A 25834-nucleotide genomic window follows, 5' to 3' on the forward strand; every position below is an offset into this window, starting at 1 on the left:
CACTGCATCTTACCGTCGAGTAACTGAGGCTCCCATAGCTGAAAGCTTGGCAACCATATTCTCATATCCGCGGTCTATGTGGTCGCTTCCGGTGATCTCTGTCTCACCGCAGGCGGCTAGGGCCGCTATCACCAAGGCCGCGCCGGCCCGCAAATCGGTGGCCCTCACCCGTGCTCCCCACAGCCTGGACAGTCCTTGTACGACCGCGGTTCGCCCCTCAACTTGTATCCGGGCCCCCATCCGTAGCAACTCGTTTACGTGTAGGAACCTGTTTTCAAAGATGGTCTCAACTATTAAGCTGGTACCCTGAGCCTTGGTCAATAGGGCCGTAAACTGAGGCTGCATGTCAGTAGGGAAGCCGGGGTAAGGCATGGTTCTCAGCTGGATGGGTCGCAGAGTTTCCGGGGCTTTAACGTACAGTTTACTAGATTCGCATTCCACCTCAGTCCCCGTTTCTCTCAACTTAAAAATAATGGATTGCAGGTGGTCAGGTTCTATGTTTCTTAGTACGGCTTCGCCGCCAGTGATAGCAGTTGCCACCATGTAGGTACCGGCTTCAATCCTGTCGGGAATTATAGGCTGTACAGTTCCCCGCAAGTAACGGACGCCTTCAACCCTTATAACGTTGGTACCTGCTCCCTGGACCTTCCCTCCCATGGCATTCAGGAACTGAGCTAGGTTCACGATTTCTGGCTCCAAGGCTGCGTTCTCGATCATTGTTACCCCTCTTGCCAATACACCTGCCATCATCAATGTCTCGGTCGCGCCCACACTTGGAAAATCCAGGTATATTTTAGCTCCTGTTAATTCGGAGCACTTGGCCTCTATCTTCCCTTCCCTGGTCTGCAAGTCAGCTCCCATGGCAGACAATCCCTTGAGGTGAAGGTCAATAGGCCTGGTCCCGATTGCGCATCCCCCGGGCAGAGCGATGATCGCACGTCCTTGTCTGGCCAAAAGCGGGGCCAACACCAGAATCGATGCTCTCATCTTTCTAACCAGTTTGTAGGGTGGTTCATTTCCTTGGATCCCGGCATTCTCAATGAGGAGGCTGGGTGGTTTGCTCTTGACCCTCAGCCCAAGGTGTTCAATCACAGATATCATGGTCTGAACATCCGTCAAGTTAGGTGCAATCGGAATTACCGTCTGTCCTTCGTGCTGCAAGAGGCAGGCAGCCAAAATAGGGAGAACCGCGTTTTTAGACGGGCTGATTACCACCTCACCTTTAAGAGGTTCGCCTCCTTGGATAATTATCTTGTTTTGGCTGATCGAAGAAGTAGTTCCGACTTCCGTCATCGAATAGGAGGCTTTATCCACCCGATATCACCCTTTTCCGCTTGCCTCAGTACTCTCCCAACAACAAAGGTGTTCCCAGGTATATGTAAGTTTTGTTTTCAGTCGGGTTATAGTGTACCGCGGCCTGAAGGTTATACTGCTTCTTGCCATATCCTAAGTGACTGGAGATAAATGGGGTATATCCGGTGGCACTCACCGCGTTTGAAGTCTTATACACCTCAATCATCTGGGCCTCAAATACCTCGAACATGCGGTTAATCAAAGGCTCTCTTTTAGAAGAAGGTACCTCTCCCGCCAAGACGCCCGTGTATTGTGAAGCTGTTTGAGCGGGGAGTATCTTCTTGATCCTTTTTTGGCACTCAGTAATATTATTCGTCGCGTCCTTTCCGCCGGCAAAGGTTACCGAAACCAGTAAGAGAGTATAACCTTTGCTGGCCTGTGCAGTTAGATAATATCGTCCGTTGTTTTTGGTAACACTAGTCCTGACTACTGTTATATCCCCTGTACTGCTGGTGCTCACGGTTTGCGGGTCGATTGGAATCTCGAGTGCCCGCCCAATGTCCATCAGGCGTTCTTTCATTTCTTGTGTGCTGTTTTTTTTCTTTATTGTGGCCCACGCGTCGAGCCGCGATTCGAGCAAAGTTGCTCCTATTCTTGAAAAAGCTAGGCAATATAGCGAGTTCTCGTTTCCAGCCAGATTCAAGTTGGCAACGTACCGGGCTTCACACAGTCCTAAGATAAGGCCGGCGCAAATCGCAGCTATCACTAACCTCTTCATCTTCGGGGCCTCCTGACCAAAGCTGTTATTAACAATAATTGCCATTTTCTTTGTTAGATATTCAGCTCTTCGTCTATGAAAAAGCTTCGCCGGCCACATGGGCCGGCAAGTCCCTTCCGATAGAACAGTTCGTATAGACGCGAGACCCTTGTCTGCAGCATTACAGTAGGGCGCCCTCTAGTCAGTATTCCAGCCGCCTAATCGCTATATGCCCTTGCTTTGCCATTTTAGAGAAACGGGTGATCTTCTGGCTTAATATACTCTTTTTCGGTGTTCGCCGATTCCTGCTGCCGCTGGCGCAGCGCTTCTCTTCTCTTTTTCGCCTCCATCGCCTTCTTCTGAATCCTAATAGTGGCAATCCATATCAATACGAATAGAGCAATCTTGGCGAGTAGATAAAGTAACGTGATAAATGCAAACTGTTTTTGCACTGTAAGTGACCTCCTGCTTGGGGCTCAGCCCCTACTAGGCGGTTTACCCTTGGTGACAATGAACCTTTGTACCGGAATAGCGGTATTGAAAGTAAGGGAGCCGGATGTCCAGGCCTCCGGCTCCCTCTTTTTGTGAGACCCTTCGAGAACACATCCCTCGTCCGGGCCATTGTCACCATTTACCATACCTGGCTTATAGCCTTTGGTCAGCTTCCGCTGCCTTGATACGGGCCAACGCCCGCTGTAAGGCCATCTGGGCACGTACAAAGTTGATTTCCTCGGTCCGCTGTTGTAGCCTGCGTTCGGCTCTTTCCTTGGCCGCCTTGGCCCGAAGAATGTCGATTTCCGACCCTCTTTCAGCGGTTTCAGCCAGGACAATCGCCTCGTTGTCGATGACCTCCATGAAGCCTCCACTGACTGCCATGTGCCGCGTTATTCCATCGGTTCCGCGGTACCTAAGTACCCCGATCTTCAACCCGGCCACCATCGGAGCGTGGTTTCTCAGTACACCCAGTTCACCTTCGACAGCGGGAACCACCATGAATTCCACCTCATCGCTAAGCACGATGCGTTCGGGGGTCACCACTTCTAACATGAAGGTGCTTTCCGCCATTTACTCTACGCCTCCAATTCTTTACCCTTGGCGGCTACCATGTCTATATTACCGACCATGTAGAACGCCGCCTCGGGCAGGTGGTCATACTTCCCTTCCAGCACCTGGGTAAACCCAAATACCGTCTCCTTGACCGGGACATACACTCCGGGAGTGCCTGTGAACTGCTCGGCCACGTGGAACGGCTGTGACAAGAACCGCTGTATCTTTCTAGCCCGAGCCACGATCAGCTTGTCCTCATCAGTTAACTCGTCCATACCGAGGATGGCGATAATGTCTTGGAGTTCCTTGTATCTCTGCAGAACTTTCTGGACGCCGCGCGCACACTCATAGTGTTCTTTCCCTAGCACTAGGGGGTCCAATATACGAGAAGTCGAGTCGAGCGGGTCCACTGCGGGGTATATGCCCAGCTCTGCAATCTGCCTCGACAAGACCGTGGTCGCGTCCAAGTGCGCAAAGGTCGTCGCCGGAGCAGGGTCAGTCAAGTCGTCGGCCGGTACGTATACTGCTTGAGCGGATGTGATAGATCCTTTCTTGGTCGAAGTAATCCGCTCTTGCAGCAAGCCCATGTCAGTTGCTAGCGTAGGCTGATAACCGACCGCGGACGGCATACGACCGAGAAGCGCGGACACTTCGTTGCCAGCCTGGGCAAACCTAAATATATTGTCGATGAATATTAATACGTCCTGCCCTTCTACGTCGCGGAAGTACTCGGCAACGGTGAGGCCGGTCAGACCCACTCTAAGCCGGGCTCCAGGCGGCTCGTTCATCTGCCCGTAGATAAGGGCACACTTTTCTATAACCCCGGATTCCTTCATTTCGTTCCACAGGTCATTGCCTTCGCGGCTACGCTCACCGACGCCGGTAAACACCGAGTAGCCACCGTGCTCGTACGCAATGTTACGTATCAGTTCCATAATTATAACCGTCTTGCCTACGCCGGCTCCGCCGAACATCCCGACCTTCCCGCCTTTGGCATAAGGGCAGATCAAATCGAGCACCTTAACCCCGGTCTCGAGCATTTCCCGTGAAGGCACCTGGTCTACAAGAGCCGGCGGTTTCCGGTGAATCTCCCAATATTCGGTCGCATCGACCGGTCCCAGTTCGTCCACCGGGTTGCCTACTACGTTCAGTATACGTCCCAAGGTTGCTGGCCCCACGGGCACTTTGATCGGGGCCCCGGTGGCGACCGCCTTCATGCCGCGCATTACGCCGTCTGTTGGTTGTACCGCAACGCATCTTACGATATCGTTACCCAAAAGCTGCATGGCTTCTAGGGTAATGTCAACATGGACGGGGGACTTAAACCCCGGATCTTGGTCCTCGGTCCTGATCCGAATGGCGTCCAGTAGGTCTGGCAGTTCACCAGGTTTGAACCGGATATCCACTACCGGTCCTATAACCTGGACGACGGTGCCGATAGTTTCCTTTGCCATCGTTTACTTTCCTCCTTTTCTGAGGGCTTCTGCGCCACCTACTATATCAAGAATTTCTTTAGTAATTGCTGCCTGTCGCGCTTTGTTCATCTGCAATGTGAGCGCATCGATTAGCTCCGTAGCATTGTCCGTAGCGTTACCCATCGCTGTCATCCGCGCTCCGTGCTCACTGGCCTTCGATTCCAGCAGGGCGTGGTAGACTTGGCTTTCAATATAACGGGGTAACAGGGTCATGAGGATCTCGTCCGCACTCGGCTCGTATATATAGTCGGCCACAAACTCGCGGGGAGACAATTCTCCTTCCTCAGCCTGCGGCGGCTCCAGTGGAAGCAGTTTAACCACGGTGGGAACCTGCCTCAGCGCATTCACGAACCGCGCGTATACCAAGTAGACCTCGTCCGTGGCTCCTTCTTCGTACATCTGAATGATATACTGTCCTATTTCTTTGGCATGCGCATAGCTGATCCTGTCGCCGAGGTTAACAAATTCACCTTGCATCTTGAACCCGCGTTTCCGGAAGAAATCCCGTCCCTTGCGGCCTACCCCGGTTATCCCCACCGTTACCGGACGGGTGTCCTCCTTAATCGCTTCCTGGGCTGCCCTAATAATGTTGGTATTAAAGGCCCCGCACAAGCCGCGGTCCGCGGTGACCACTACATAGGTAACATTGTCTACTGATTCATGTTTTTCGAGTAGAGGATGCCGGGTATCGGTCGATATCGCGGACAGTCGGGCCAGCACTTCTGCCAGTTTCCCAGCATACGGACGCGATGCCTCAGCACTCTCTTGGGCTCTACGAAGCTTCGCTGCCGCCACCATTTTCATGGCCTTGGTTATCTGTCGAGTGTTGGTAACGCTCCTAATTCGGCGTTTAAAGTCTCTGACTGATCTTCCAGCCATACTCTCACCACCTAAGCGAATATGGCCTTGAATTCTTGTATAGCCTTAACCAGATTCTTCTCCGTATTGGCATCCAAGACCTTGGTGTCAGCGATGGTTTTCAAAATATCCGGGTAGCTGCTACGGACGAATTTCAAGAACTCAGACTCAAACTGCTGGACCTTATCGGTTGGGATATCATCCAGCCAGCCATTAACACCGCAGTAAATGGACACTATCTGTTCCTGAACCGGCATGGGCTGGTACTGCCCTTGTTTCAATATCTCCTGTAATTTTTCCCCGCGGTTCAGACGGGCCAGAGTCGCTTTGTCCAGGTCAGAGCCAAACTGGGCAAACGCAGCCAGCTCTCGGTATTGTGCCAGGTCTAGACGCAACTGACCTGCAACTGATTTCATGGCCTTGATCTGAGCTGCGCCACCAACTCGGGAAACCGAAAGACCTACGTTGATAGCCGGCCGAATCCCGGCATAGAAGAGGTCTGTTTCAAGGTATATCTGGCCATCCGTTATCGAAATAACGTTGGTCGGAATGTAGGCTGCAACGTCGCCGGCCTGAGTTTCGATAATTGGCAGAGCGGTTATTGACCCTTCGCCCAGTTTCTCGTTGAGTTTACAGGCCCGCTCGAGCAGTCGGGAGTGCAGGTAAAATACGTCCCCGGGATACGCCTCACGCCCAGGCGGCCTCCGGAGGAGCAGCGACATTTCGCGGTACGCCACCGCGTGCTTGGAAAGGTCATCGTAGATTATCAACACGTCAGCATGGTCTGTTTCCATGAATTCCTCCGCAATAGCTACCCCAGCATAAGGTGCCAGGTAGAGCAGAGGTGCAGGCTCGGAAGCAGTAGCTGCCACCACTATGGTGTAGTCCATAGCTCCGTACTCTTCCAACTTCTGGACCACACTGGCCACGGTGGACTGTTTCTGCCCGATGGCCACGTAGATACATATCATATTTTGGCCCTTCTGGTTAATGATGGTGTCCACGCATATAGCCGTCTTTCCGGTCTGACGGTCGCCGATGATCAATTCCCGCTGACCCCGACCGATGGGGATCATAGCGTCAATAGCTTTTATCCCAGTCTGTACCGGCTGGTAAACCGATTTTCTGCTAACAACGCCCGGCGCCACACGCTCGACTGGGCGGAAGACGTTGGTATTGATAGGCCCTTTACCATCGATGGGCTGTCCCAACGCGTTAACGACGCGTCCAAGCATCGCTTTCCCAGCAGGAACTTCCATGATGCGGCCTGTCCCTTTTACTATGTCTCCTTCCTTAATGTGGGAGTATTCTCCTAATAGAACCGCCCCGACGTTGTCTTCTTCCAGGTTAAGAACCATCCCGTACGTCCCGCCCGGAAACTCGAGGAGTTCGCCGGACATGGCATTCTGTAGACCGTAGACGCGCGCGATACCGTCACCAACGTATATGACAGTGCCGACATTGCTAACCTCGACCTCGGATTGGTAGCGCTCTATCTGTTGTTTCAAAATAGCGCTAATCTCTTCCGGTCTGATACTCATCTCCTTGTTCACCCCTATCGTATTAACTGATCTTAACCTTCCTGAGGTTGTCCTTCAGCATCTCTAGCTTCTTCTTAATACTGGCGTCAATTATCCGGTCTCCCACCCGGACCCTGATTCCTCCGATTAGGGATGGGTCAATGGAAACATTGAAATCGATACTCTTTCCCGTAGCCGTTGCCAGCCTCTCCCTAAGCATTGAAATGTCTGACTCTTCCAGCTTCTTGGCTGATACCAGGTCCGCGTGCAGCACGTTTTTAAACTCATTGGCCATAGCCTTGTATTCTTCGTACATAGCTTCAATATACGCTTCGCGCCTCTTATCGCTCACTAGGAACAAGAACTTCTTTGTAACTTCGGATATCTTGTCGCCAAACAGCTTAACTATTACATCCTTCTTGTCCTTCGGAGGAATCAGCGGATGAAGCATATAGGCCTTCAGCTCCTCGTGCGCATTAATGGCCTGGACCACCAACTCCAGCTCACCTTGTAATTCGTCCACTTTGTTGTTGTCCTGGGCAATAGCAAAAAGCGCTTCTGCATAGCGTCTCGCGACGCTCTTATTCAGCATAAGAGATCTCCTGCTTCCTTGACGAACTCTTTGACCATCCCTTTATGGTCCTCTTCAGTAAGCGCTCTGCCCAGAACTTTCTCCGCAGCCATAATAGCCAGAGTAGCAGCCGTATCCCTGAGTTCTGTCAAGGCCTGTTCTTTTTCGGCCTTGATCTCGGCCAGGGCCTTGTCTTTCTCCGCACGGGCGTCTTGCTGAGCTTTGGCGATAATATCGTTCTTGGCCTCTTCTGCAACCTTGGTGGCTCTGGCTACTATTTCCTGAGCCTCCCGGCGCGCTTCGGCTAGGTTGGTTTGAGCCTCTTTCCTCATTTGCTCAACCTCTGCCCGCAAATCTTCCGCATGCTTTAGCGACGATTCTATAGTGTTGGTCCGTTGCTCCAGCATATTTACTATGGGTGTGTAGCCGAATTTATAAAGAATAGCAAAAAGCACGAAGAAGTTTACTGCTGTCCAACCGATCTTGTAAATGTCAGGGAATGGCGGCACGCCTTCGCTTTCCGCCGCGAAGCAGGAGGTAGCCAATCCAAGTACGAAGAGCATGCTTAATAGAAGGACTGTCAAAGCCAGCCATCTTTTCCTTATCACGGGCATGTTACCTCCATTCCTTTGAGTTGAGCGTTGCATTATACGTTATTAACAGTACTAACAGTGTTTTGGGCGATGGGCTAGGTTCCCTCGGTTCCGTTGCCCCATCGCCCCAAAACCATGTCCTGGTGTAATTATTGACTGGAACTAGCCGATCTTCCCGACCAGCATGAATGCGATTAGTAGACCGTAAATCGTCAGAGTCTCAATGAATGCGAGAGTTATGAACAATAGGGTTCTAACTTGGTCTGCAATCTCGGGTTGCCGTGCGATACTCTCGAAACATTTACCCCCGGCTATACCCTGGCCGATACCTCCGCCCAGCGCACCAACTGCTACTGCGAGGCCAGCTCCAATGGCGAGTGCTCCTTCCATTCCATTTCCCCCCTTTCTTGCTCCAATGCATCATTGAGCAATATTGTAGTTTTTTGATTACTTTTAATGCCCTTCTCCGACAACGTCCGCCAAATAACTGGTCGCCAAAATGGTGAACACCAGCGCCTGGATGAGTCCCGTCAGAACTCCCAGAGCTTGCAATGGCATCGGAACCAGGAACGGAGCCATCAGAACTAGAAAGGCAACTATCATTTCATGACCGAATATGTTGCCGAATAGACGGAGAGTCAGGGACAATGGCCTGGCAAACTGTTCTAGAATGTTCATCGGCAAGAAGGGCCAGTACGGTGAAACGAAGTGTGCCAGGTAGTGACTTCCTTGTTCTCTAAAGCCGACAATGATCACTGCAAAAAAGACAATTGTGGCAAGAGTGGCAGTGATGTTCCAGTCTGAGGTAGGTGGTACGAAACCGTGGATGGTTCCCGCTCCGGGGATAAGACCGAAATAGTTACTGGTGAGAATAAAAAGGAAGAACGTCGCTAAGAGCGGCGTATACCTTTTGGCAGCATGCTCGTTGCCCAAAGCACCACCAAAGAAATTGTAGCACCACTCTACGACCCATTCGAAAAAGTTTTGCAGCCCACGGGGGACCACCTGCATGTTCCTGGTTGCCAGAATGCATACAACCGCCAGGATAATCATTACTAGCCACTGTGCCACGACATGATCATAGACAGGTACTGGACCAATATGAAACAGCGGTTCATACGATGCTCCGAAAATCAATCTTCTCCCCCCCTTCCGTAATGAAATTTTGCCTATTCCTCGCCCGGGGTGTCAATATTACTACCCTTGATTAACCGGGCAATAAGACCCTTGTTTTGGCTGCCTATCGCTAGGAGAATAACCTTCGCCAGCACCAATCCCCCCATAGTACCCAGGGCAAACTGCAGTCCTCCTAGCCAGACCAGCACTCCTAACACTACTACGAGAACCGCGTACCGGAGGTAGTATCTCATAGCAATGTATTTCGGCGCCTCTTCCTCCGGCAGCATTTCAGCTTTGCGTAATACTAAGACCACCAGAAATAGGTTAACCGTGTAAACAGCCAGACCTGTAATGAGGCCAGCCCATATCAATCCTGACCATCTTCTCCCTTAGTTTTGTCCTTCGGATCGCTGTCTCCTGTCTTCTCTTCGTCTTGACTCGGGTAGATATCCTTAACCTTTTCCTGAACTTCCTTGAGACTCTCGCGGGCAACCTTGAGACTTTCTATCACCTGGTCGCCGGGTCTTATCTTGATGTTGTTATCACTTTCCTTATCTTCTTCGTGCTGGCCGTTCTTCCTGCCTTTGCCGAAGGCCTGATCGTATACTATCTTAAGACCGGTCGCTACTCCGAGCAAGAACAGCAACAATGTCAGCCACGGGTCAGTCCCCAGCCACTTATCCAGGTACTTCCCTGCAAAGTACCCGAGGGCGATAGCCGCGGCCATGTTAGTAGCCATGGAAAGGGCATTCCCCAAGGCCCGTTGCCAACCTTGCCTCCGAGCCATCACCTCTCACCTTCAGTACGCATGTTCTCACGTAGCTCCATTATACATTCAGTCACACACCAAAAATCTTTATTCGCCACGCGTAACAAAGTTCCTCTTTTTTTCCCGAAAAAAAAGTTAGTGATGTATGAGCTCTCGTAACAAGTGGTTATTCTACATCGGTATTAAAAACCCTTTTTAAACAAGTTTCATTATTTCTTAATTAAATAGCCCTTCCGGTAAAGCTTTTCATAATGATGGTCAAGAGCCTGTTCGATGTCAACTCCATACCTTTCCTCCATCACAAACATCATGGAAACCGCTGTCTGTGCTACATCCAAAAGCTCCTTGGTTATCAGCTGCACCGCCTCGTTTTCGCTAACCTCAATCCTCTCTCCGCTGAGCCCGCGTAACTTGCCGATGGCTTGAGCTAGTTCTCCTGCCTCCTCCATCAGCTTGAGAGCAGTCGACTCCAACGTCGGAGAAAGGCCATTCAGCCGAGGCAAAGAAATAGTTTTGGTTTTCATGCCATCACCTGCTTTGAAACGGGACCTTCACTACTTCGATTCCCGCTTCTTCCAAGAACTGCAATGCCACTTCATCTCTAAAGTCTCCCTGGTGTATTACCTTCTTGATCCCAGCGTTGATCAACATACGCGCACACAGGATACAGGGCTGGTCGGTGCAATAAAGAACCGAATCCAAAGTAGAAACCCCGTAGCGCGCGGCGTTTATTATGGCGTTTTGCTCAGCATGGACCCCCCGGCATAGCTCGTATCTAACTCCAGATGGAATTCCTTTTTCTTCTCTCAGGCAACCAGCTTCTAAACAGTGTCTCAATCCTTGCGGGGCACCGTTATAACCGGTCGCGATAATCCTTTCATCTTTGACCAATAGGGCGCCTACGTGCCGCCGCAAACAGGTAGATCTTTTGGCCACTACCTGTGTCAGCTCCAAAAAATAATCATCCCACGACGGTCGACAATAGTCCATGCTGCTCTCCCTCGCAAATCATTTTAGATACCGTAAAGAGGGTATTTCTGGCACAACCGAGCCACAATTTCTCTGGCCTCGAGCTTTTTCTGGTCATCTTCAGGATGGTTAAGAGCAAGGTTTATTGCCTGCGCAACCTCATACATATCCTGTTCTTGTAGTCCCCGTGAAGTAACAGCCGGAGTTCCCAGACGAATACCGCTGGTGACAGTCGGTTTTTCCGTGTCAAAAGGTATTGTATTCTTGTTGGCAGTTATGTTTACAGCTTCTAAAAGCTCCTCCGCGAGTTTACCGGTCATTCCCTTAGCCTTTACATCCACCAGCATCAGGTGATTATCTGTACCGCCAGACACCAGCCTAAACCCATGGGCTATAAGACCGCTGGCTAACGCCCGAGCATTCTTAACTATGTTTTGCTGGTAAGTCGCAAACTCTTCGCTCATAGCCTCCTTCAAGCACACAGCCTTGGCCGCTATAACGTGCATGAGCGGTCCCCCTTGAGTCCCCGGAAACACCGCTTTATCGATGCGTGCCGCCCACTCCGAAGGACAAAGTATCATGCCGCCGCGCGGTCCTCTCAGGGTTTTGTGGGTAGTCGTCGTGACGAAATCAGCATAGGGAACCGGATTAGGATGAAGCCCCGCCGCTACCAGGCCAGCTATATGAGCCATATCCACCATCAGCAATGCCCCTACCTCGTCCGCGATTTCTCTAAAGGCTTTGAAATCTATCACCCGCGGGTAAGCACTGGCTCCAGCTACTATCATCTTGGGGCGGGCTTTCCGGGCAATGTCCCTCAATTCCCCGTAATCGATGGTCTCTGTCTCCCGGTTTACACCGTAGGGCACGATATTAAAATACGTACCCGAAATGTTCACTGGGCTTCCGTGGGTTAAGTGTCCCCCATGGGACAGGTTCATGCCAAGAATAGTATCCCCCGGTTGTAAAGCAGCAAAATAAACCGCAGTATTGGCTTGGGCTCCAGAATGGGGCTGTACATTAGCGTGCTGCGCTCCGAAAAGCTTTTTCGCTCTTTCTCTCGCCAGCTCTTCCACCACGTCAACGAACTCGCACCCGCCGTAATAGCGTTTGCCCGGATATCCCTCAGCGTACTTGTTAGTCATTACACATCCCTGAGCCGCCATAACTGCTCTGGATACAAAGTTCTCCGAAGCTATCAGCTCTAGCTTGGTGGCCTCTCTTCTTTCTTCGTTGGCAATAGCTTCAGCCACCTCCGGGTCAACCGGCCTTACATATTTTTCAATGTAATCCAACCTCAAAAACCCCCTCATCACCTATACTTTGGGCTCATGTACTTTGTTTCCAGGGCAGTTATTTTTTCTATTCTGCGGCTGTGCCTACCTCCCTGGAACGATGTACTTAGGAATTCTTTCACAACCTCCCAGGCCTCATTGGGTTCAAGCACCCGTGCCCCTACGGCTACGACGTTCACCCAGTTGTGTTCCCTGGCCATTCTGGCAGTAAAACCGGAATGGCAGACTGCGGCTCTTATTCCCGGTATTTTGTTGGCAGCGATAGACATCCCTATGCCTGTCCCACAAACCAAAATCCCCAGGCTCTCTTCGCTGCTTTTCACCGCCAGGGCTACCTTTTCCGCTACGTCCGGATAATCCACAGGTTCCTCCGAATCGGTTCCGTAATCAACAACCCTGTATCCTTCACCCCCAAGTTTGGTTTTGAGAAACTCCTTGAGGACATACCCTGCGTGGTCACTCCCTATAACAATTGTCAAAACCCCTCACCTCATAAACTTTTTTCTAGCCCGTCTGTAGCATATCCTCCCGAAACAAGCCAAAAATCTACCTCGCACACCAAAGAATAGCTCAGGCATAGTTATAGCCTCTATCCTCCCTGTTCTTCGCATAGTTCCACCAATCGTTCCAAGGCTACCTCTATCAGTTGCTTGAGTTCAGTACAAGCTTCTTCGTAAGCGTCCAGCCCCAGCCCAAACGGATCCATAACGTCGAGGTCGGGGTCCGCTCCGGTGCTGTTTTCGTCCAGCGCAAATTCCTTCAGGGTAAATATCTTGTCTGCTGCCCAAGGGTATTTTTCTATCAATTCGTCTCTATGTATGGCAGTCATGGCAAGTATCAAGTCTGATTCTTCTATCAGTCCTTGTTGTACCGACTTACTCCGATGCTCAGTCAAATCTGTCTGTTCGCATAAAGCCATGATCTCTATGGCTTCTTTCGTAGCGGGCGACCCGTCCAGAGCGTAAAGTCCAGCCGAATCGACCACGAAAGCATCTTTATAGTCGGGGAACTTTTGTTCCAGATACTTGCGGAATAAAGCAGCCGCCATGGGACTGCGACAAGTATTACCGCTACAAACAAATAAAACCCGGACCTTCCTCATCCGCTTGTCTCCCCCTAAAACAACACATTATAACACCATTTTAAGAGCTATTAATAAAAGAACGCAACCTCCAAGCGTCTGCGCTATTTTCCCCACCGTTTTCCCCAGCCACCGTCCTCCCCAAAACCCGGCAGCAGTCATCAAGCCGGCGGTAATTCCCATTACCGCGACGGTAACCCCTATTGGAACCTTGGCCGTTCCTAGCCCGAAACCGACAGTAAGAGCATCCATGCTTACTGATAACCCGAGTACAGCTGTAGCTGCTAAGCTGACTCCCGTGGCGCCAGTTTCTTTTCCCCCTAGGGCCTTTTCTTGCCAGGAATATTCTTTCTGTCCTTTCATCCCTTTCTTTATCATATCGTAGGAAACATAAATCAGAACCAAAGCCCCTAATCTTCCCGCCCACACTCCCAACACCTTACCGACCGTCAATCCTATCTCCAGTCCGAGCAACGGCATCAGTATGTGGAGCAAGGTAACCATGCCTACAAATCGCGCTCGAAAACCTGCGACAACCCTAGCAATCCCAAAGCCTAGAGCCACAGAGAAAGCGTCGGTTCCCAAAGCCACGGCCACAGCTACAACTGTTGCGGCGTCTTCCATTACCATTGCCAGCCCTGCCTTTCTTTCTATTCCTCTAACCGCTGGCTAGACTTTTTCAAACGATACATAAGAGCTGATCCCTTCCCTTCCTCGGGATAAGGTTCAAAGAAGAGTATATCTAGACCCCGTTCGTCTGCATCGCGCAGGACGGCATACAAACGCTTCCCTGCCTCTTCCGCACTCGGCGGCAGCCAATAAACCAGGTCTGATTCTTTCTCGATATGGCGATACTCCTCATCACTATGAGCCACTAACCCTACTTTTTTCCCCTGCTTTTTATATTCATGTAGAGCGCTTGCCACATCTGCTGGCTCTGACAAAAGGATAACCCTCGCTCGAGTTTGGTAATGGGGGTACCTGTCCGCCGGCCCTTTGGCTTCTGCGGTCTCAACCATACCAGGAAGTACTTCCTCCAGTTCCTCCATCGATATCCCCCCGGGACGCAGTATACGGAAAGGTTTTTGCGTCATGTCCAGTACCGTGGACTCTATTCCCATGCCGGTTGGGCCCGCGTCCAGTATCGCGCTTATCCTGCCATCCAGATCGTTTTTCACATGCTCGGGAGTAGTGGGACTTGGTCGGCCGGAGAGATTGGCGCTCGGAGCTGCTAATGGCCCCGCTTCGTCGATCAAGGCTAAGGCCACGGGATGTCGGGGCATCCTCACTCCCACGGTATTCCCCCCTGCCCTAGCGGCTGAGGCCACTGACGGCAGACTTTCCATAACCATAGTCAAAGGACCAGGCCAAAACCTATCCATGAGAAGCCGGGCTTCGTCCGGAACCGACTTGATCAACGCTGAAACCTGGTTCATGTTGCTAATGTGAACTATTAGAGGATTGTCTGGCTGTCTCCCCTTAGCGATGAAAATCTTGCAGACCGCTTCTTCGTTGAAAGCATCAGCGCCTAACCCGTATACGGTCTCGGTTGGAAAAGCGACTACTTCGCCCTTGCGAATAAGAGCGGCTGCTTCTGCTATAACGCTAGCCTCCGGGGTCTCCGGATCAACCTTATAACACTTGGTTTGCAGGTGATTCAGCCCCTTTCCTTCCGACTACAACTCGGTCTCTTCCTGCCAGATCTTGTCCTACCTCCACTTCATCAAAGAAATGCTGCATCAAACTAAGCATAGCAGGCCCTTGGTTCCACGCAATCTCGACTACGATATATCCTCCCTCTCGCAACCACTGCCGTGCCTGGGGCATCAACCTCCGATAATAAGCCAGACCATCAGCCCCTCCATCCAATGCAATCCGGGGTTCGAATTCTTTCACTTCTAGAGCCAGATTCTCCCATTCGTTCGTAGGAACATAAGGAAGGTTGGCTACTACGATGTCTAAACCGGCATTGTCCTGTCCTAATGGGGTCAAAAGGTCCCCTACCATAAAATCGATCCTGTCATGAACCTGGTAACGGCGAGCATTTTTGCGAGCTAACTCTACAGCCGCGGAGGAGATATCAATTGCCACTATGCGGGCATTAGGCAAGTACACGGCCAGAGCTATGGCAATAGCCCCGCAGCCAGTTCCGACATCCGCAACCCGGAGTGATCCGCCCATCCCGCGCCCAATTGCTATCGCTTTTTCCACCATTACTTCCGTCTCTGCCCGCGGGATAAGCACCTCAGGGGACACATCGAACTCAAGAGAAAAAAACTCCTTCTTTCCAGTAAGATACGCTACTGGCTCACCCTGGACTCGTCGTTTAATGATTTCCCGGTAACAAGACCTTTCATCCTGATTCACGGGCTGGTAATAATTTACATAAAGGCCCACCCGGTCTATTCCCAGAACATAGGCTAACAACAGCTCTGCTTCCAATCGAGGTTCTGCTATGTTTTTGCGACGAAAATACCCGGTAGTCCACTCCAAAAGACTTTTAACTGTCCAAGGCTCCTGCATCTACTCGACCTGCCTCATTTTCTCCGCCTGATCGTGGGTTATCAGGGCTTCGATTATCTCATCCAGCTCACCTTCAAGGACAACATCCAATTTATGCAAAGTAAGGTTTATGCGGTGGTCAGTCACTCGTCCTTGGGGGAAATTATAGGTACGGATCCGTTCGCTGCGGTCCCCGCTTCCCACCTGGCTCCTCCTGGCATCCGCAATCTCGGCTTCATGTTCAGCACGCTTCAACTCGAGCAAACGCGACCTCAAAACCCGCATGGCCTTGTCTTTATTCTTATGCTGTGATTTCTCATCCTGGCAGCTTACCACGATTCCCGTCGGCAGGTGAGTGATTCTTACGGCCGACTGGGTAGTATTCACCGACTGTCCTCCAGGACCACTCGAACAAAAGACGTCTATCCGCAAATCGTTCGGGTTTATATCCACTTCTACCTCTTCCGCTTCCGGCAAGACTGCTACCGTTGCCGCCGAGGTGTGGATGCGGCCTCCCGACTCGGTAACCGGTATTCTCTGGACCCGGTGCACCCCGGACTCAAACTTCAGTTTGCTATAAGCCCCTCTGCCTTCGACGATAAAAATAATCTCTTTGAATCCGCCTAAATCCGAATAACTCGTGTCCATGATGTCTACTTTCCATCCCTGTTTCTCCGCGTAACGGCTGTACATGCGGAAAAGGTCGGCCGCGAATAAAGCCGCCTCCTCGCCCCCTGTCCCAGCACGAATTTCCATAATAACGTTTTTCTCATCATTAGGGTCTTTCGGCAAAAGTAGCAGTTTAAGCCTTTGCTCTAACTTCTCTTCCTTGTCACCCAAGACCCTGATTTCCTCTACCAGCATACTTCGAAGATCGTCATCTTCTTCCTCCTCCAGCATTGCCCTGGCATCGGTTTTGTCTTGACGAACTCGTTTGTACTCCCTGTACGTGTCAACCAATTCACTTAGTTCAGCGTGGGCTTTTGCATATTTTTGAAACCGCGCTTGATCGGCAATTACCTCGGGTTGAGAAAGCAAGGCGGTTATCTCTTCAAATTTCTCTTCCAGCTTATCCAGCTTCTCTAACATACTTGTCAACATCCTCCTGCATCCAAAGCATCAGTTTTCGTCCTTCAAAACCTCTTCCAGCGCACGGATAGCCACTTCTAGCTGTTCGTCGTCAGGCTCACGAGTAGTCAACCCCTGAAACCACAGTCCCGGAGCAATCAAAAACCTACCCCAGGCATGCTGCTGCCATCGCCCCGAAAACCTGATGAACTCATATCCCAAACCAGCCACTACTGGCAATACCAGTATTCTGGACGCGATTTTCCAAAACAGGCTTCCTCCTCCTAGCAGAGCAAATATGAAGATAGAAATTACTAAGACTACTAGAAGAAAACTCGTACCGCAACGAGGATGAAGAGTGGAATACTTACGAGCGTTTTCCACTGTCAAGTCGTCGCCGTGCTCGTACGTATGGATGACTTTATGCTCCGCCCCATGGTACATGAAGACCCGCTCTATATCTTTCATTCGCGAAATAGCTACCAGGTAGCCTAGAAAAACCGCAATGCGTATGAAGCCTTCCAAAACGTTCTGAACCAAAATCCCTGGCACCCAATGTCTTATCAGATGTACTGCCCCCACCGGCACCACTATAAATAGTACTATCGCCAAAACAAGGGCCAGCAGTATACTGCCAGACATTTCTGCCCACGACAACTCTTCCTCTTCTTCCATAGCCAAGTTGGCAGACTTGCTGAGAGCCTTCATTCCTAGAACTAATGAGTCGAAGAGGACAAAAGTCCCTCGTAGCAACGGCCATTTAAATACCGGGTTTCGTTCCGCATAGGCGACGGTTCTTTTCTTCTCGGCAACTATGCTCCCATCTGCCTGCCTTACTGCAACTGCGTAGCTGCGTGGCCCCCTCATCATTACTCCTTCGATAACGGCCTGCCCTCCATAGTTAAAAGAGCTGACGACCGAATGCAAACCCACACGCAGCTGGCCTACCCGAGGAATAAAACTATTCTGGAATAAATATCCTTGTTTCCGGGGCAATAGTACCAATCCTTTCGGTCCCCTTCATGATTACGGAACTATCGTCTAAAAAGAATAGCAGAGATGATCCCTGCTATTACTTGAGCCCGTATTTCTTCTTGAACTTGTCTACCCTACCGCCTGTCTCCACAACCCTTACCCTTGTTCCGGTATAAAAAGGATGACACTTCGAACAGATCTCGACCCTCAGGTTCTCCTTAGTCGAACCGGTCTCAAAGGAATTACCGCAAGCACAGGTAACGGTAGTCCTGAAGTATTTGGGATGTATCTCTTTTTTCACTTTCTCACCTCTTCTCCTCCCTTGGTAACGGAGATAATTATATCAGGTGGGCCTGCCAAAAACAAGATTACAGTCTTCCCAAACCCGGCTGGCACAAAAATACTCATAGAGTTTACGGTCTAGCTTGCCCTGCTCCGCCATCCTGCCCAGTATTTTTAAGGCCTCGTCCACCGAGATCGCCTTTTTATAAGGACGGTCATCGGCAGTCAAGGCATCGAATACGTCTAGAATAGCCAGTATCCTAGCTTCTAACTCTATTTCATCTCCCTTAAGCCCCAGAGGATAACCTTCCCCATCCAGGTACTCATGGTGAGATACTGCCAGCCTCGGGACATCCTTTAATTTTCTAGTGAAAGGCACCTTCTCCAAAAGCAGGCCGGTCATTCGCACGTGATCCTCCATTATTTTTCTCTCTTTAGGGGTCAAGGTCCCGCGGGGAACGGTTAAGCATTCGACTTCCTCCTCGGTCAGCCAATTTCTCAGGCGCCCCTCCCGGTCTATGTAAGTTTCCTTGCCCAGTCCCCTGATCTGGCCCGCCAGGGTCTCGTTTACCACACATGTGGGATCATTGGCAACAAGCACCAGCCGCCGCGCATTTTCTACCTTCTTTAAAATGTTCTCCTGCTCCCGGCGGAATGTTTCCCATGCCTCCATATCCCCCGCCCGCACCGCAGCCAGTTCTCGCGCCAGGCTGTCTGCTCTTTCTTTCTCCCTGATGTAATCCAATCTCTGCAAAACCAGATCCAACCTGTTGCCTAAACGAGTAGCCTTGTTCATAACCTCTAAAGGAGTAGCTACCTTCCCTATGTCATGTAACCAGGCAGCCATAACTAGCTGGGTAACGCGGTCATCGTCGAAGTCAGGAACGTCGCCATTTGTCCTCTTAACTTCGTTCAGGTACCAGGCAAACCTTCTAGCCATTTCCGCTACCCTGCGGCTGTGAGTCACGTTGTACGGGGTGAGAGCATCGATGGCAGTAGCCATAACTTCTACCAAGGCTTCAAATAACCGTTCGATCTCTTCGATAAACCTTATTTTGGTCAAAGCGGTTGCCGCTTGGGAAGCCAGAGCCGTTACCAACCTCTCATACTCAGGGGAAAAAGGCACGACCTCTCCCTGTTCGTTTAGGGCGTTGATCAACTGTAAAACCCCTATAACCTCCCCTTCATAATCGGACAGGGGTACTACCAGCGCAGACTTGGTACGATAACCGGTCAGAGCATCGTACCGTTTCGGACCGGAAAAATCGAACTTGCTGCTGCTGTACGCATCCGCGATGTTTACAGCCCTTCCGGTCAAGGCCACGTAGCCTGACACGTTGTCCGGACTCATAGGGACCGAAGGAAGGCTTATGGTCTCGCCCCTACCTCCCTGGTGGAGCCCGAGGGTATCATTTTGCATTATTTTAAATATCAGGTAATCGCCAACTCTCAGATACAGGGTGCCAGCATCCGCTCGTGTGATTCTACGGGCATAGGTCAAAATCATCTCGAGCAGCCGGTTGTCATCCTTCTCGGCAGTGAGGGCTATCCCGATGTCAATTATCCTCGTCAGATCGTCCCAGCCAGCAGTCTGCTCCTTCTTCACAGCGAAATGACCATCCCTTCCCTGGCCGCCACGCATCGCGGATACTCTTTTTGCGCTGCTTTTTGTAAAGCATCCATGTCATCGTCATTCCGGTAAACAGCATGGTGAAACAATACCAGCATGTCAGCTTCAGCCTCCCTGACTAGCCGGACCCCCTGCTGCCAGGTCGAGTGCCCCCACCCTTTTTTTGAGTTCTTGCCCCCCAAACCCAGGTATTCCTCTTCCGTAAAGTTGGCGTCATACACAACAACATCGGCCTTCCGTGCAAAGTCAATCAGACCCGGATCGAGAAAAGGGTAGTCTTCGGTGTCCGTCACGTAACACAAGGATCTTCCGTCATGGTCTACCCGGTAAGCGAGGCAGCCTCCCGGATGATTGATGGAAATCGTTTTTACTGTGATCCCGTCACTTATGGTTAGAATTTCTCCCGCCTCTACCTCTTGAAAACGAATATCAGCAAACATGTCGCTGAGATGTACGGGAAAATACGGCTCTGCCATCTGTCCCTGCATAAGGTCGAGTAAACTATGTTCTCCCTTCCTTTGGCCGTAGATGACGAACTCATTGCCATCGACAAACGCGGGGTAAAAAAAGGGGAACCCCTGAATATGATCCCAGTGAGTATGGGTAATAAAGACATGACCTGAGATTCTACCCCTGCTATCCATCAGTTGCCGCCCCAGATGATAGATGCCTGTGCCCGCATCCATAATCAACAATGTTTGTCCAATCTGAACCTGAACGCAGGGGGTATTGCCCCCGTACCTAACCGTGTTGGGGCCCGGTACTGGCAAGGAACCACGAACCCCCCAGAAGACCACGTCAAATCTAGTTCTGTTCAAATCCCCACCCCTGTCTTGCCAAATTGATTACTGCTGCCTGTGTTTTACTATGATCCTGACATGCCATGGTTTTTGACATTGATTATACACCAAAATTTGTTCGAATTTAGTCGACAACTTTTTTATGTAAAATTGGCACGCGGACAAAGGACATGGAAATTTGGCGTAGAATAACTTGCTTTCGGAGGTGCATTTAGAGTGGATATTATAATACATCGCTTGAAGCCCCTGGCAGCGGCTTTTTTTTTGGGATTGTTGGTCTTGGGTTCCTGGTCCTTAGGTGCCTGGAATAATCTAGAACTATCGACCTATGACACCTGGTTCAACTTGCGGGGTATTGAGGACCCGGGGTCAAATATAGTCATCGTCGCCAAGGACGAAAAATCTATACAGGAGTTAGGTCCCCTGCCTTGGCCTCGAACCATCCACGCCCGGTTACTGGACAAGCTAGCCTCTGCCAAAGTCGTGGGAATAGATGTCTTGTTCGATGCCCCTACTTCACCAGAAAACGACCAAATCTTGGCTGAAGCCATCGCCGATCACACCGGAGTTGTGCTGGCCTCTATGTTCAGGTTCGAGCAGAGTCCTTCCGGGGAATGGACACAATCCCTAGCGGTTCCCCTAGATGAACTGTCAGAAAAGTCCTCCGGCATAGGGTTTATTAATATCCCGGCAGACAAGGGTAATACGGTTCGCCGGGTTACCGCAGTCGACACCAACACTCTTGGCCCCCAAAAACCGCTACCTTCGTTCAGCTTGGCGGTAGCTATGGCTGCTACCGGTAGTTCCTTTGCAGACCTGAGAATAGAAGCAAACGAAGTACACGCGGGTCCTCTGACCGTTCCTATCGACAGCAATAATCAAGCACGTATCGATTTCTTCGGCCCCGCCCGAACTTTCCCCACGGTCAGCTATGCCGACGTCCTTGACGGCAATATCTCCCCCTCCTTCTTTAAGGATAAGATTGTCCTGGTCGGCCTTTACACCCCTACCGTTAAAGAAGACTACTATGAGAACCCGTACACCCGCAACAACTTGATCCTGTCCGGCCGCCTCCCGGTTCCCGGGGTCGAAATCCATGCCTCGGCCATCAAATCGTACTTGGAAGGCAGATTCTTCCAAGCTGCCCCTGCCTGGGTTAACCTAGGATGGTTAGTCTTGTTTTGGTTGCTGGCTGCAGCGGCAACCGCTAAGGGCTCTCCCTGGAAGCGGCTTCTGGTGGCTTTGGCCCTGTGCTTCCTAGTACTGGCTGTAGCCTACGGGCTTTGGTACAAGTTCCATTATTGGGTTCATGCCGCTACCCCCGCAGCTATGATCATGGCCGCTTATCTTGGAACTACTGTGCAGGGGTTCATTCAGACCGAGCTGGAACGGCAGCGAACTAGAGCCATGTTCAGCCGGTACGTCTCCCCCGAAGTGGTAGACGAGATCATGAGCGGGAACCGGAAGGTTGAATTAGGAGGAGAAAAGCGCGAGATTACCGTTATGTTTGCCGACATCCGCGGGTTTACCCCCTACAGCGAACACAAAGACCCGGCCCAGGTCATATCCAGGTTGAACGAGTACCTGACCGCGATTACCGGCTGTGTGTTGGAGCATGGCGGTACCCTGGATAAATACTTGGGAGACGGGGTCATGGCTTTCTTCGGTGCCCCGGTTCCGCGGGAAGACCACGTGGAGCGAGCCATCAAGTCAGCAGTGGCTATTCAAGAGCAGGTAGAAAAGCTGAACCGCAGGTGGACAGGGCTCGGGGCTCCCCCGCTTCTGGTAGCTTTGGGAATAAACTCGGGCCCGGCAGTCGTCGGTAATGTCGGCAGCCCTGAACGCATGGAGTATACGGCTATAGGGGAAGACGTGAACCTGGCTTCGCGCATGGAGGCCTTGAGCAAGGTGTTCAGTACTCTGATCGTAGTTTCAGAGCGCTCCTACCGCCTGCTTCCTGAAGGCAAGCTCAAATCCTCACTTCGCTATATAGGCTCGGAAAGGGTAAAGGGATTCTCGGAGCCGGTAGCCTGCTATACATTAGCGGACCTAGACCTTTCCTTCGAGCTCTCGGAAGAGAAGGAAGGATACAAATAGAAGGGTGAGTTAGGGGGTGAAGTTCTTGCAATGATACATCGAACATAGCTAGCAAATAAGCGGAGGTGGGATTCATTGGCATTAGATGAAATTGCTCCGGAGATACAAAATCTTGAAGTCTTTCACGGGACATCCCCGCAAACCATAGCGGAGGTACTCCCCTTGAGCACGACGCTCACTTTTGCCCGCGGCCAGACTATTCTGGCCCAGAACGCGCCGCCGAACAACCTCTACTTTCTCTGTTCAGGGCGAGCCGAAGTGGTGCTGCATGATGACAACGGTCAAAAGGTAGTCCTTGCCCAGATTAACTCCGGCGAGCACTTTGGGGAAATGTCACTCCTTACTGGGGATCCGACATCAGCATCCATAGTCGCCGCAGATACGTGTAAAGTGTTAGTTATCGCCCCCGAAGGTTTTCGCTATCTGCTAGACCGGGTGCCGCGCTTCCGGGAAAACATACTCAACACCTTGTCTCTGCGTCTGAAAAAGGCCAACTACGGGGTACTCGAGGCCCACGCCAAGGAAATGGCCTTGGCCGACATGCTGAGCGACAGGCAAGGCAAGTATGGCAAAATAGTTGGACGGAACCGGGAGGTCAAAAAGATCCGGGATGATCTTCTGAAGAAATGGGCCGATTCTAAGTCCCCCCTCTACCTGGTAGGAGACAAGGGCACAGGCAGGGAGCTCGTAGCCCGTTCAATCCACCGCTGCGGTTCCCGTAAAGAACGTCCTTTTATCGCCGTCAACTGCGAGGATCTGGTAGCGGGAGGGGCTGCTGAGAAGCTTTTTGGCCAGTTTGGCTACCTTGAACTGGTGAACGGAGGAACCCTGATGCTGAAGAACGTCGAACTCCTATCCCCTTCTGTCCTGGATAAGATATCTGAGTTTCTTAAGCACCCCTTGGTCGATGTCAGGCTCATATCTGCTTCTAGTGAAAAAGGTTATGATAGCGGCTGGCTACACAGGCTAGCTTCGGAAACCGTATCCCATCTGTTCGCCAATGTCGTGGGCATCCCGCCCCTACGTAACCGCAAGCGAGACATCCCCGAGTTGCTCAACCATTTTCTCAACAAGTACTCCTCCATACACAACCGCCCGACCCCGCTTGTAAGCAAGGATGCCATGGAAAAACTCTTGCTTTACGATTATCCTTACGGCAACGTTCAGGAGCTGGAAGGAGTACTGGAACGGGCATTTCTACTGGCTGAGGATAACTCAATATCCGGGGAACATATTTTCCTGGGTAAAGTCGAGGAAAAGAACGGCTGGAAGTATAACCTCCTCCAGCTCAAACCGGTGATACAGGCCATTCAAAAGAAGATTTTCCCAGAAGGTCTTCAATGGGCAGTAACTGTGGTCTTCGCCTATATCCTGGTTTCCTGTTTCACCGGCACGGGGATTGGCCCTTCGGCCCAATCCCTGGTCTAATCGGTATGGTGGCCCGGCCTGGCCCTTTCAATCGCTCTATTTGGACGGATCTATTGTTCTGTTTGTCCCTTGTCCCTGATTGCTCGCAAAATCCAGGACGGCCTCCGGCTAAACCGCCCGGTTCCCGAACTCCTCAAGAAATACGATTACCTCCTGGTGACTTTCCTCTTCCTGCTCATTTTCTGGGTGGAAGAGATTACGGATATGCACCATTCATCGGGGGCCACCGGTTTTCTCTTACTTGCTATCCTCATCGGAGCAGTGGTGACAGCGGTGATTTTCCAACGGCAGACCTGGTGCCGCCATATCTGCCCTCTAGGCGGCATGGTAGGGGTGTGCTCCTTGGCAGCACCGCTCGAACTGCGTTCCAATACCGAGGTGTGTATGAATAAGTGCACGAGCCACAGCTGTTATAAGGGCACGGATGAAGCCCCCGGGTGTCCGGTTTTCCAGCACGTGCCGTTTATTGACAACAACTAGGTATGCAAGCTGTGCCTGAAGTGCGTACGGGCCTGCCCCAACGGTTCGGTAAAGCTCAACCTTAGGCCTCCCGCCCGGGATATCTGGACCACGAACCTGGTCAACCGCGGGTTCATCGTCTTCGTCGCCGCTTTTCTGGCGATGATAGTCCCGCTCGTCGTTTTCGACCGCCTGCGGGGCACGATAAGCCCAGGTGCGTGGTTAATCCGGTTCACACTGGCTTACTGGGGAATCACCCTGCTGGCCTGTTTCGGAGCCTGGTTATTCGTCAGAAAACGAATGAATGGCGAAGACTCCCTACCGGCTGTCCGGACCCTGTTTTCCTTAGTGCCCTTGGCTCTTGGTCTTCACATCGCCTATCACCTGCAGTTTACCCCGGTCTTGCCAGGACTGAGCTTAAAAATATGGCAGCAGTCCCCCGGCAGCGGAAGCGGGACGGAATTGGTAAGGTTAAACATCCTGCAGGGACTGGATGCTCTGGTAATACTCACGGGGCTCGTCATCTCTTTCGTCTGTGCTTGGAAAGTCTGGCGGTCGAAGAAAGAAACCGCTGAATTTGTAATAAGAAAATAATAATCTTTTAAGGAAAAGGAGGCGTTTCCGATGAGCAGTACGACCTTTGACAAACTGGCGGTCTTTATAGCTGGATTTCTGGTAGGAGCTTTGTTGTTCGGTTCAGCACAGGTCTGGGCGGGCAATTCCATTAAACTGTACGTTGACGGGGAAGAAGTCAAATGTGACGTTCCGCCCCAGTTCACAGGGGGACGGGTCCTGGTCCCCATCCGGGCCGTGGCAGAAGCCTTCCAAGCTACGGTGAAATGGGACAGCGCGAAGCAAGCGGTCATTATAACCAGCAAAGATTACGAGCCGATTCCTTGCCCCGAGTTTTCAGGGGCTGTCACCGTAACTAAGCCCGGAGCGTATCTTAATTTCAAAGTGGACCGGAACCAGCTTCCGGTCTCTATGAAAGGCTTTACAAAAATAGCCACCCCCGCAGTGGATCAACCTACCGAGAAGATGTTCGGCTATTGGATTCGAGAACAGCAAAACTTCCCGCTAGAGGACTACGACGACCTAAATGGAGTAAACGAAGCGGCTCCTTCGCGTTACTACCTCATTATTCTATTCGACCAAGACAAGCGCCCTCTCGGGTACCAGCTAGTGGACATGAATAAATAACGGTAGCTCCACCGCCTCGATGGCAACAAAGTAAAGGGGGGAGATT

At 51.3% G+C, this 25834-nt stretch carries 31 protein-coding genes and 1 pseudogene; 6 read left to right on the plus strand and 26 right to left on the minus strand.

Features of this window, described 5'->3' with window-relative positions; all coding sequences use genetic code 11:
- Positions 1 to 9: 9 nt before the first annotated feature.
- The 26 genes from murA to HPY90_RS02235 form a co-directional block, all read right to left on the minus strand.
- Positions 10 to 1314 carry a UDP-N-acetylglucosamine 1-carboxyvinyltransferase gene (gene murA / locus HPY90_RS02110; protein WP_502707179.1) on the minus strand — a complete coding sequence of 435 codons (1305 nt, stop codon included), beginning with the start codon at positions 1312 to 1314 and terminating at the stop codon, positions 10 to 12.
- 25 nt (positions 1315 to 1339) lie between these two features.
- Positions 1340 to 2071, minus strand: a complete 732-nt coding sequence (locus tag HPY90_RS02115) for a YwmB family TATA-box binding protein (protein ID WP_287190593.1) — start codon at positions 2069 to 2071, stop codon at positions 1340 to 1342.
- A gap of 227 nt (positions 2072 to 2298) precedes the next feature.
- A complete protein-coding gene (locus tag HPY90_RS02120; RefSeq protein WP_013176423.1) occupies positions 2299 to 2502 on the minus strand; it encodes a hypothetical protein in 204 nt (67 codons plus the stop codon).
- A 193-nt stretch (positions 2503 to 2695) separates the two neighbouring features.
- Complete coding sequence (locus HPY90_RS02125; RefSeq protein WP_013176424.1) at positions 2696 to 3115, minus strand: F0F1 ATP synthase subunit epsilon; 420 nt, start codon at positions 3113 to 3115, stop codon at positions 2696 to 2698.
- Between the two features lie 5 nt (positions 3116 to 3120).
- On the minus strand, positions 3121 to 4551 hold the full coding sequence (atpD, locus tag HPY90_RS02130) for a F0F1 ATP synthase subunit beta (protein ID WP_013176425.1): 1431 nt from the start codon (positions 4549 to 4551) through the stop codon (positions 3121 to 3123).
- Positions 4552 to 4554: 3 nt separating this feature from the next.
- Positions 4555 to 5451 (minus strand): ATP synthase F1 subunit gamma, encoded by an 897-nt coding sequence (atpG, locus tag HPY90_RS02135; protein WP_013176426.1) that lies wholly within the window; start codon positions 5449 to 5451, stop codon positions 4555 to 4557.
- A gap of 11 nt (positions 5452 to 5462) precedes the next feature.
- Positions 5463 to 6971: a F0F1 ATP synthase subunit alpha gene (gene atpA / locus HPY90_RS02140; RefSeq protein ID WP_287190601.1), complete on the minus strand. Its 1509-nt coding sequence runs from the start codon at positions 6969 to 6971 to the stop codon at positions 5463 to 5465.
- A gap of 22 nt (positions 6972 to 6993) precedes the next feature.
- The gene (locus HPY90_RS02145; RefSeq protein WP_287190605.1) at positions 6994 to 7542 is read right to left on the minus strand and encodes a F0F1 ATP synthase subunit delta; all 549 of its coding nucleotides are present in this window, start codon (positions 7540 to 7542) and stop codon (positions 6994 to 6996) included.
- A complete protein-coding gene (gene atpF / locus HPY90_RS02150) occupies positions 7536 to 8129 on the minus strand; it encodes a F0F1 ATP synthase subunit B (protein ID WP_013176429.1) in 594 nt (197 codons plus the stop codon). The genes HPY90_RS02145 and atpF overlap by 7 nt, the downstream gene beginning before the upstream one ends.
- 147 nt (positions 8130 to 8276) lie before the next feature.
- Positions 8277 to 8504: an ATP synthase F0 subunit C gene (gene atpE, locus HPY90_RS02155; RefSeq protein WP_013176430.1), complete on the minus strand. Its 228-nt coding sequence runs from the start codon at positions 8502 to 8504 to the stop codon at positions 8277 to 8279.
- Between the two features lie 63 nt (positions 8505 to 8567).
- Positions 8568 to 9251 (minus strand): F0F1 ATP synthase subunit A, encoded by a 684-nt coding sequence (gene atpB, locus HPY90_RS02160; RefSeq protein WP_013176431.1) that lies wholly within the window; start codon positions 9249 to 9251, stop codon positions 8568 to 8570.
- Between the two features lie 32 nt (positions 9252 to 9283).
- Complete coding sequence (locus HPY90_RS02165) at positions 9284 to 9604, minus strand: hypothetical protein (protein ID WP_013176432.1); 321 nt, start codon at positions 9602 to 9604, stop codon at positions 9284 to 9286.
- Positions 9601 to 10020 carry an AtpZ/AtpI family protein gene (locus HPY90_RS02170; RefSeq protein WP_013176433.1) on the minus strand — a complete coding sequence of 140 codons (420 nt, stop codon included), beginning with the start codon at positions 10018 to 10020 and terminating at the stop codon, positions 9601 to 9603. Before HPY90_RS02170 ends, HPY90_RS02165 begins: the two co-directional genes overlap by 4 nt.
- Before the next feature lie 191 nt (positions 10021 to 10211).
- Positions 10212 to 10526 carry a MazG-like family protein gene (locus HPY90_RS02175; protein ID WP_013176434.1) on the minus strand — a complete coding sequence of 105 codons (315 nt, stop codon included), beginning with the start codon at positions 10524 to 10526 and terminating at the stop codon, positions 10212 to 10214.
- A 4-nt stretch (positions 10527 to 10530) separates the two neighbouring features.
- On the minus strand, positions 10531 to 10992 hold the full coding sequence (locus tag HPY90_RS02180) for a deoxycytidylate deaminase (RefSeq protein ID WP_013176435.1): 462 nt from the start codon (positions 10990 to 10992) through the stop codon (positions 10531 to 10533).
- Between the two features lie 23 nt (positions 10993 to 11015).
- On the minus strand, positions 11016 to 12266 hold the full coding sequence (glyA, locus tag HPY90_RS02185; protein ID WP_287190615.1) for a serine hydroxymethyltransferase: 1251 nt from the start codon (positions 12264 to 12266) through the stop codon (positions 11016 to 11018).
- 17 nt (positions 12267 to 12283) lie between these two features.
- Positions 12284 to 12745 (minus strand): ribose 5-phosphate isomerase B, encoded by a 462-nt coding sequence (gene rpiB / locus HPY90_RS02190; protein WP_287190618.1) that lies wholly within the window; start codon positions 12743 to 12745, stop codon positions 12284 to 12286.
- Positions 12746 to 12855: 110 nt separating this feature from the next.
- On the minus strand, positions 12856 to 13368 hold the full coding sequence (locus HPY90_RS02195) for a low molecular weight protein arginine phosphatase (RefSeq protein WP_287190621.1): 513 nt from the start codon (positions 13366 to 13368) through the stop codon (positions 12856 to 12858).
- 27 nt (positions 13369 to 13395) lie between these two features.
- Positions 13396 to 13977, minus strand: coding sequence for a manganese efflux pump MntP (locus tag HPY90_RS02200; protein WP_287190625.1), 582 nt, complete (start codon positions 13975 to 13977; stop codon positions 13396 to 13398).
- Positions 13978 to 13997: 20 nt separating this feature from the next.
- Positions 13998 to 15008 carry an L-threonylcarbamoyladenylate synthase gene (locus tag HPY90_RS02205; protein WP_353733631.1) on the minus strand — a complete coding sequence of 337 codons (1011 nt, stop codon included), beginning with the start codon at positions 15006 to 15008 and terminating at the stop codon, positions 13998 to 14000.
- Entirely contained in the window at positions 14980 to 15870 is an 891-nt protein-coding gene (gene prmC / locus HPY90_RS02210; protein WP_287190627.1) for a peptide chain release factor N(5)-glutamine methyltransferase, read from the minus strand. The genes HPY90_RS02205 and prmC overlap by 29 nt, the downstream gene beginning before the upstream one ends.
- On the minus strand, positions 15871 to 16938 hold the full coding sequence (prfA, locus tag HPY90_RS02215) for a peptide chain release factor 1 (RefSeq protein ID WP_287190630.1): 1068 nt from the start codon (positions 16936 to 16938) through the stop codon (positions 15871 to 15873). It lies immediately after the preceding gene.
- Between the two features lie 30 nt (positions 16939 to 16968).
- Positions 16969 to 17787 carry a DUF1385 domain-containing protein gene (locus HPY90_RS02220; protein ID WP_287190633.1) on the minus strand — a complete coding sequence of 273 codons (819 nt, stop codon included), beginning with the start codon at positions 17785 to 17787 and terminating at the stop codon, positions 16969 to 16971.
- Positions 17788 to 17989: 202 nt separating this feature from the next.
- A complete protein-coding gene (gene rpmE, locus HPY90_RS02225) occupies positions 17990 to 18193 on the minus strand; it encodes a 50S ribosomal protein L31 (RefSeq protein ID WP_013176444.1) in 204 nt (67 codons plus the stop codon).
- 42 nt (positions 18194 to 18235) lie between these two features.
- Positions 18236 to 19780, minus strand: a complete 1545-nt coding sequence (locus tag HPY90_RS02230; RefSeq protein ID WP_287190637.1) for an HD domain-containing phosphohydrolase — start codon at positions 19778 to 19780, stop codon at positions 18236 to 18238.
- Entirely contained in the window at positions 19777 to 20622 is an 846-nt protein-coding gene (locus HPY90_RS02235; RefSeq protein WP_287190640.1) for an MBL fold metallo-hydrolase, read from the minus strand. Before HPY90_RS02235 ends, HPY90_RS02230 begins: the two co-directional genes overlap by 4 nt.
- Positions 20623 to 20820: 198 nt before the next feature.
- On the opposite strand from HPY90_RS02235, the gene HPY90_RS02240 reads away from it, so the two are divergent.
- The 6 genes and pseudogenes from HPY90_RS02240 to HPY90_RS02265 all read left to right on the plus strand — a co-directional run bounded on the left by HPY90_RS02240 (position 20821) and on the right by HPY90_RS02265 (position 25788).
- Positions 20821 to 22701 (plus strand): CHASE2 domain-containing protein, encoded by a 1881-nt coding sequence (locus tag HPY90_RS02240; RefSeq protein ID WP_287190642.1) that lies wholly within the window; start codon positions 20821 to 20823, stop codon positions 22699 to 22701.
- A 75-nt stretch (positions 22702 to 22776) separates the two neighbouring features.
- Positions 22777 to 24129 (plus strand): cyclic nucleotide-binding domain-containing protein, encoded by a 1353-nt coding sequence (locus HPY90_RS02245; protein ID WP_287190645.1) that lies wholly within the window; start codon positions 22777 to 22779, stop codon positions 24127 to 24129.
- Between the two features lie 15 nt (positions 24130 to 24144).
- A pseudogene (locus tag HPY90_RS02250) lies at positions 24145 to 24210 on the plus strand (hypothetical protein); the annotation flags it as partial.
- A complete protein-coding gene (locus tag HPY90_RS02255; RefSeq protein WP_353733632.1) occupies positions 24199 to 24609 on the plus strand; it encodes a 4Fe-4S binding protein in 411 nt (136 codons plus the stop codon). The pseudogene HPY90_RS02250 and the gene HPY90_RS02255, both read left to right, overlap by 12 nt.
- Positions 24610 to 24750: 141 nt before the next feature.
- A complete protein-coding gene (locus tag HPY90_RS02260; RefSeq protein ID WP_287190647.1) occupies positions 24751 to 25182 on the plus strand; it encodes a hypothetical protein in 432 nt (143 codons plus the stop codon).
- Between the two features lie 30 nt (positions 25183 to 25212).
- Complete coding sequence (locus tag HPY90_RS02265; RefSeq protein WP_287190650.1) at positions 25213 to 25788, plus strand: copper amine oxidase N-terminal domain-containing protein; 576 nt, start codon at positions 25213 to 25215, stop codon at positions 25786 to 25788.
- Positions 25789 to 25834 lie beyond the last annotated feature (46 nt).

The organism is Syntrophothermus sp. (assembly GCF_013314835.1).
Taxonomy (GTDB): Bacteria; Bacillota; Syntrophomonadia; order Syntrophomonadales; family Syntrophothermaceae; genus Syntrophothermus; species Syntrophothermus lipocalidus.